Origin of the sequence: Streptomyces sp. SA15 (assembly GCF_002291145.1) — a bacterium.
GTDB lineage: Bacteria > Actinomycetota > Actinomycetes > Streptomycetales > Streptomycetaceae > Streptomyces.
In genome coordinates this window covers 267,306-273,305 of sequence record NZ_NTGE01000073.1, presented here as the reverse complement: position 1 = coordinate 273,305, position 6,000 = coordinate 267,306, and the positions used below count along the sequence as shown (strand labels likewise).

Genomic DNA, 6,000 nt, shown 5'->3' with positions numbered 1-6,000 from the left:
GCGCGCGCCGCCCACCGGCCAGGGCGGCGAGGCCGAGGCCCGCGGCGGTGAGCCCGCAGGCGGTCGCCAGCGCGGTGCTGCGGGCCACGCGGCCGGAGGGTACGGGACGTTCGGGGCGCTCCACCGCGTCGACGGTCGCGTCCGCGTAGTCGTTGAGCGCCATTCCGGCCCAGTAGAGGGCGACGGACGACGCCATCGTGGCGACGGTACGGGGCCGGGGTGTCCCCACGCTCGCGACAGCACCGGCGAGGACGTCACCGGGCACGCTGAGCGCTGCGGGCAGGCGTAACAGGTTCGCCAGGTCGGCGAGGCGGGGGGAAGGACGGGAGTCGGTCGGGCCGTGCATGATCGGACCCTACGCCCAACACTTTAATCTTCAGATACCTCATTGCCCTCATTCATGTGAAGAAACCGTGTGTCCGGCGTGCCGAACGAACGAGGGCCGGCGACAGGGCGTTCCGCCGGCATTCACGGCGTCATCATGTCCAGGCAGTTGAACCCGTCCGAGGCCGAACTAGCGTCATGTCGTCGCCCCGACCGCACACGAGTGAGGTGCCGATGTCCTCAAGAAGTGTCCTCGCCGGCCTGGTGCTGGCTCCGGTGTTCACGCTGTCCGCCCTTCCGGTGACCGCTCATGCGACGACGTACGACGGCCTCGGCGTGCCGCCCGGGAAGACCCACTTCGATCTGCAGGCGCACCGCGGTGGCATCGGCATGACGACCGAGGAGTCCCTCGAGGGATTCGGCAAGGCGATGCGGCTGGGGGTGTCCACCCTGGAGCTGGACACCCAGATCGCCAAGGACGAGAAGGTCGTCGTCACGCACGACCGGCAGGTCAGCGCCCAAAAGTGCCGTGACACGGCACCGGTCACGCCGGGCGACCCGACGTTCCCGTACGTCGGAAAGTACATCAAGGATCTGACGCTCGCTCAGGTCAAGACCATCGACTGCGGTTACCAGCAGCTGCCCGGCTTCCCCGAGCAGGAGGTGGTCAAGGGCTTCCGCATGGTCGAGCTGAAGGACGTCCTGAACCTGGTCAAGAGCTACCGCGCCAAGCGGGTGAAGCTGAACATCGAGACGAAGGTCGAGGCGGGCGCGCCCGAACAGACCGCGCCGCGCGAGCTGTTCGTACGCCGGGTCCACGAGGAGATCCGCGCGTCGGGCATCCAGGACCAGGTCACCATCCAGTCCTTCGACTGGGGCGCGTTGAAGGCGATGCACAAACTGGCCCCGAAGTGGCCGCTGGTCGCCCTCACGAACTACGACTTCCTGCAGGTCGGAAAGCCGGGCGCCTCCCCGTGGCTGGGCGGGATCGACGCCGACGACCACGACGGCGACTTCGTCAAGGCGGCCGCCACCATTCCCGGGGTCAGGGCCCTCTCCCCCAACTACGGCTTCCCGCAGAGCGGCAAGGTCGGCGATCCCGGCTTCCGCTTCTACCCCGACCGGAAGATGATCTCCGATGCGCACGCCAGGGGCCTGAAGGTCATCCCGTGGACCTGCGACGATCCGGCCACCGTCGAGGCACTCATGGACATGGGCGTCGACGGCATCATCACCAACTACCCCGACCGCGTCCGGCAGATCATGGCCGACCGCGGCATGCGCCTGCCCAAGCCCTACCAACCCAGCTGACGCTCCGGGGCGACGGCAGGGAGAGCCGGTGGCAGAGCGACAGGGCGGCGCCCGATGTCGGACCCCGCCCCGTCACTTCCCGGCCGTCCCCACCGGTCGGCCTTTCGTACGTCGGTACGGGTCAGCGCTTGCGGTACGCCGCGGTGACCTCGACCTCCACCAGCCAGCCCTTGACGGCCAGGGAGGCGACCTCCATCGTGGCCCGCGCCGGGCGGGCCTTGTTGGCGAGCAGCGGCGGCTTCGGGGCGGACGTGCCCATGGGTACCGGCACGACCTGTTGGGTGGTCAGGTCGATGTTGGCGAAATACTGCCGGTAGGCGCGGTTCCAGCCCGCGTAGTCGGCGGTCTCGGCGCCGGGCGGCTTCATCAGGTAGCACTTCATCGTGATGACGTCGGCCGGGGTGAGCCCCGCGGCCTCCAGGTTGGTCTTGATGTTGCGCAGCACGACGAGCGCCTGCGCCTCGGTGATCGTGACGCCTTGGGCGCCCTCGGTGAGAGCGGGGTCCGTGTAGCGCTCGGGCGTGCCCTCCGGCGCGCTGGGGTTGAGCGCGGACGGTCCGAGGCCGCTGCTCTGGTAGACGGCGACCTCTCCGCCCATCGCCACGCCGTTCGCGATGGCGGGGTTGGACTGTCCCTCGGGCAGCATCACGCGTACCGTCTTCGAGCCGGGCCACCAGCCCTGGGCGTCGGCCAGCGCGACCGAGCCCGTCAGGAAGGTGCCGGTCAGAGCGGTGGCGGTGAGGATCTTCGTGCGCCGGTTCATGCGGCCATCACCCTCTCGTGGATGTCGGTCACGACCTTGCGGGCCGAGCTGAACGCACCGTGCTGCCAGGCGATGACGTGGCTGAGCCAGTCGCCGGCGAAGTAGACGTGCCCCGCGGGCTTGTTGAGCAGCTGGTACTCCGGGCCGGTCTGCGAGGGCCAGCCCACCCAGCCGCCCTCGATGTAAGGCGTGCGGTGCCAGGCCACGCTGAAGGAGTGGTCCAGTTCCGTGCGGTACTTGTCTCCGTGGATCTTCACGCCCCGGCTCACCGCGCGCTCGACCCGCTGGGCGTGGGGCAGGTCGCTGTAGGCGACGGCGTTGGCACCGAAGTTGTAGTAGCCGATGAGCGTGCCGCGGCGGCCCTGGTAGCCGTACGAGGGATACCAGATGGTGGCCAGGTCCGTGTCGGTCGGCGTGATGCCGCCGTAGATGTGCTCGTCCGTCTCCCACCAGCGGCTGCGGTACTCGAGCCCCACCTTGCCGACCGGGGTCGCGACAGGGTACTTCAGCGCGGCGGTGACGTTCGCGCCCAGGTTGTGCTTGATCCGGGCCATGACCATGGGCGGAAGCGCCGCCACGACGAAGTCGGCGCGCCGGCTGCGGGTACGGCCCTGCGCGTCCTTGTAGACGACTTCGGCACCGTCGGGGAGGTCCTTGACCTCCATCGCCTTGGCGCCGTAGATGATCCGGTCCTCGCCCACGGCCTTCGCCAGCGCGTACGGGATCGCGTCCATCCCGCCGACCGGCTGGAACATCAGCATGGCCTGGTCGTAGCCGAACTCGAAGGAGAAGCGCTGCCCGACGCCGCTGCCGATGACGTCCGACAACGATGGCACCGGGCCGAGCACCGTGCCCTCCTCGAAGGCCGCGCCCGGCTCGACCGAGTAGCCGCGCCGGTCGGAGCCCGTGTAGGCGAAGCCGTCGGCCTTGCCCTTGATGGCACCGAAGTTCCGCAGGAACGCGATCAGCCGCTCCTTGTCGGCGGCGGTGAGCTCCTTGTCCAGGGCGCCCTGGTCGGTGGCCTTGGCGAGCAGCTCGGAGACGTATCCGTAGGCGTCGGCCTTCGCGGTGCGCCAGCGGATCGGCTTGCCCGCGAGGGCGGCGCTGTTCTCGTGGTAGATGTACGCGTTGGCGTTCTGGTTGGTGAACACCTCGAGTGGGACGCCGAGTTCACGGCAGTACTCGAGTGTGACGTGGGACTGCGGCAGCCGGGCCGGGCCCGCGTTCATGTACTGGCCCTTGGAGAAGGAAGCCGTCTGGGTGCGCCCGTCCAGGTCGGTGAGCGTGGTGCCGCCGCGGACCGTCCAGTTGCGGCCCCCGGGGCGTTCCTTCGCCTCCAGGATCCGGCAGTCGTAGCCGGCCTTGCCGAGTTCGTACGCGGTGGCCAGGCCCGCTATTCCGCCGCCGAGCACCAGGACCTTCTTGGCACCGCGCCCGCTGAGCGAGAAGTCGCTCTGCCGAGGCGCCCGGTACTCCGCGGCCCCTACCTCGGGCACCGGCGCGAGGCCCAGAGCGCCCATCGCCGAGTAGAGCACTCCCGCGCCGCCCGCGATCCCGACGGACCGCAGGAAGCCACGCCGAGATGCCGTGGATCTCTCCGCAACCATCCACTTCTCCTCACCCGCGCCCGTCGGCCGGACGCGACGTCCGATCAGCCCGGTCACGTGGGGGGTGAGTTGCTGTGGAGACCGGAGTGCCAGACGAGCCTCCGTCAGGACTGTTACAGCGTCATACCAATGACGTATCCGCGGCATGAGCATGCGAGCGAGGCGTGCGTCGACCGCGTCGAACCGGTCCGGGGCCTGGGCCGGACCGTGGTGGGGCCCGGAACGGGCCCACGAACCGGCCGTCGGCTGGTCGCCCTACGGGCGAACCAGCGCGCCGCCGCGCACCAGTTCCGCCACATCGGCCGTCAGCACCATCTCGCGGCCCGGGCAGCCCCCTCAGGAATCCGGAGCCCCCCGCCTGCGACGGCCCGACCCGCGGGTCCCGCTGTCGTCGGCGCGCGGACGCCGAGCGGGACAGGAGCCACCGTCGCGCCGCCCGCTCACGCGCTCCGGTTCGGCAGCGCGTACGGCGGGCTCCACCGGCTTCCCCGTCTCCGTTCAGGCGGAGGCGTCGGTGAGCATGCGCCAGCCGGGCGTGTAGTTGCCGTGCAGTACGAGTGACGCGGCACCGACCGCGCCGACGGTCTCACCGATGACGCTCTGCTCGATGGCGAGGGGGCGGATGGCGCGGGCGACGGACGTGCTGTTGACGGCCGCGTCGATCTCCTCGCACAGGAGGGGCTCGATGCCCCGCAGCGCCTCGCCGCCGAGGACGACACGGCTGACATCGAGGAGGCTGGTGGCGCCCCGGACGGCCTGGCCGATGCGGCGGGCGGCGTGGCGTACGACGTCACGGGCGTCCGGGTCGCCGCTGCGGGCGGCCCGGCGCAGGCGTCGCCAGTCCTCGTGGCGGTCTTCGGGCGTGCAGCTCAGGCCGATGCGGTCGGCCACGGTCCGGCCGTGGCGGCGCAGCAGGTCGTCGATGATCGCGGCCGGGCTGCAGTAGGGGCCGAGGCAGCTCATGCTGCCGCAGTGGCAGGCCCGGTCGCCCGGTTCGACGGCCATGTGGCCGAACTCCCCGGCATTGCCCGAATCGCCGTGCAGCACGGTGTTGTTGAGGACGATGCCGGCACCGATGCCGGTGCCCAGGTAGACGAACAGGAAGCTGCCCGCCCTGGCCTCGCCGCCGATCCAGCGTTCGCCGATGGCGGCGGCGGTGGCGTCGTTGTCCAGCGCGACGGGCATCTCGGTGGCCTCGGCGAACATCTTCGTCAGCGGCACGCGGTCCCAGCCGGGCAGGTTCGGCGGGAAGACGACGGCGCCGGTGGAACCGTCGATGGGACCGGGCGCGGCGACGCCCAGACCCAGCAGCCGGTCGGGGTCCACGGCGGACCGGTCGACGAGCCGCAGCCCGGCGCGGGCCACCCGGTCCACGACGTCGGCGGGCTCGCTCGGCATGGTGAGCCGCAGCCGGCGGGTCATGACCGCCTCGCCGGCCAGGTCGACCAGGACGATGACGGCGGCGTCGGGGTCGAGGTGGACGCCGAGCGCGTAGGCGCCGTCGGGACGGGGGGACAGCAGGGTGCGGCGCTTACCGCCGTTGGAGGGGGCGTGGCCGGACTCCGTCACCAGGCCGGCGTCGAGGAGCTTGCGGACGACGTTCGAGACGGTCTGGTTGGTCAGGCCGGTGAGCGTGGCCAGTTCGACCCGGCTCACCGGGCCCCTGGTCCGGATGGCGTCCAGCACGACGGCCTGGTTGTAGCCGCCCACCCGCGGCAGGTTGGTCCCACCGAGCATCGTCACCTGTCGGTCACCTACCGCACCTCATGCCTTCCGTTGCCGCCTTGGTCTGCCCTGGTCACCGGGTCGGCACCGGCGTGCCCGGGGCGCGGCGCCGGGGCCGGAGGGCGGTTCATGACCAAAGTTTACACGGCAGAAGCGTTGACTTAATCCATCAATTGGATTTAGCTGACGCACCAAGCCGGGCCGAACAGGCCAGGTCGCGCGGGGTGGCGCCGAGTGGAGCGCCTCGTCCGAGCTGCCCGCAGCCCGCAA

Annotated in this window: 5 protein-coding genes; 1 reads left to right on the top strand and 4 read right to left on the bottom strand. The window is 70.7% G+C overall.

Translation table 11 applies throughout. From position 1 onward, the window contains the following. A partial coding sequence (locus CLM62_RS13350) for a UbiA family prenyltransferase (RefSeq protein WP_179382078.1) occupies positions 1-346 on the bottom strand: 346 nt, incomplete at its 3' end. A gap of 212 nt (positions 347-558) precedes the next feature. On the opposite strand from CLM62_RS13350, the gene CLM62_RS13345 reads away from it, so the two are divergent. After that, entirely contained in the window at positions 559-1,635 is a 1,077-nt protein-coding gene (locus tag CLM62_RS13345) for a glycerophosphodiester phosphodiesterase family protein (protein WP_095750048.1), read from the top strand. A gap of 121 nt (positions 1,636-1,756) precedes the next feature. Here CLM62_RS13345 and CLM62_RS13340 read toward each other — a convergent pair whose 3' ends face one another. The 3 genes from CLM62_RS13340 to CLM62_RS13330 all read right to left on the bottom strand — a co-directional run bounded on the left by CLM62_RS13340 (position 1,757) and on the right by CLM62_RS13330 (position 5,742). After that, entirely contained in the window at positions 1,757-2,398 is a 642-nt protein-coding gene (locus tag CLM62_RS13340; RefSeq protein ID WP_095750047.1) for a Rid family hydrolase, read from the bottom strand. Next, positions 2,395-4,005, bottom strand: coding sequence for a flavin monoamine oxidase family protein (locus CLM62_RS13335; protein WP_095750046.1), 1,611 nt, complete (start codon positions 4,003-4,005; stop codon positions 2,395-2,397). The genes CLM62_RS13340 and CLM62_RS13335 overlap by 4 nt, the downstream gene beginning before the upstream one ends. A 498-nt stretch (positions 4,006-4,503) precedes the next feature. Beyond that, positions 4,504-5,742 (bottom strand): ROK family transcriptional regulator, encoded by a 1,239-nt coding sequence (locus CLM62_RS13330; RefSeq protein WP_095750072.1) that lies wholly within the window; start codon positions 5,740-5,742, stop codon positions 4,504-4,506. Positions 5,743-6,000 lie beyond the last annotated feature (258 nt).

Bases quoted from the DNA above. Each gene is read 5' to 3' on its own strand.
- CLM62_RS13330 (WP_095750072.1), bottom strand. From the start codon at position 5,742: ATGCTCGGTGGGACCAACCTGCCGCGGGTGGGCGGCTACAACCAGGCC.
- CLM62_RS13340 (WP_095750047.1), bottom strand. From the start codon at position 2,398: ATGAACCGGCGCACGAAGATCCTCACCGCCACCGCTCTGACCGGCACC.
- CLM62_RS13335 (WP_095750046.1), bottom strand. From the start codon at position 4,005: ATGGTTGCGGAGAGATCCACGGCATCTCGGCGTGGCTTCCTGCGGTCC.
- CLM62_RS13345 (WP_095750048.1), top strand. From the start codon at position 559: ATGTCCTCAAGAAGTGTCCTCGCCGGCCTGGTGCTGGCTCCGGTGTTC.